This is a genomic window from Undibacterium sp. Ji49W, assembly GCF_049340205.1.
Classification (GTDB): Bacteria; Pseudomonadota; Gammaproteobacteria; order Burkholderiales; family Burkholderiaceae_D; genus Undibacterium.
On record NZ_JBMPOW010000050.1, the window covers coordinates 1 to 668 of the forward strand.

Annotated in this window: 1 protein-coding gene; it reads left to right on the plus strand. The window is 49.6% G+C overall.

From position 1 onward, the window contains the following. Positions 1-666: EF-Tu/IF-2/RF-3 family GTPase (locus ACO0LK_RS26970; RefSeq protein WP_422980604.1), on the plus strand; the 666-nt coding region annotated here is incomplete at its 5' end. Between the last annotated feature and the right edge of the window lie 2 nt (positions 667-668).

Sequence of the window (668 nt, forward strand, 5' to 3'; positions counted from 1 at the left end):
AAACTGGCCCTCGAAGGCGACAAAGGTCCTCTGGGCGAAGAAGCCATCATGAAACTGGCTGATGCACTGGATTCCTACATCCCAACACCAGAACGTGCTGTTGACGGCGCCTTCCTGTTGCCAGTAGAAGACGTATTCTCCATCTCCGGTCGCGGTACAGTGGTAACTGGCCGTATCGAACGCGGTATCGTCAAAGTTGGCGAAGAGATCGAAATCGTTGGTATCAAAGATACAGTCAAAACAACATGTACTGGCGTTGAAATGTTCCGCAAACTGCTGGACCAAGGTCAAGCTGGTGACAACGTCGGCGTATTGCTGCGTGGTACAAAACGTGAAGATATCCAACGTGGTCAAGTGTTGGCAAAACCAGGCTCAATCAAGCCTCACGCCCACTTCACAGGCGAGATCTATGTTCTGTCCAAAGATGAAGGTGGCCGTCATACACCATTCTTCAACAACTACCGTCCACAGTTCTACTTCCGTACAACGGACGTAACTGGTTCGATCGAGTTGCCGAAAGACAAAGAAATGGTCATGCCAGGTGATAACGTATCTATCACTGTTAAATTGATCAACCCGATCGCGATGGAAGAAGGCTTGCGCTTCGCTATCCGTGAAGGTGGCCGTACAGTTGGTGCTGGCGTTGTTGCTAAAATCATCGAGTAATA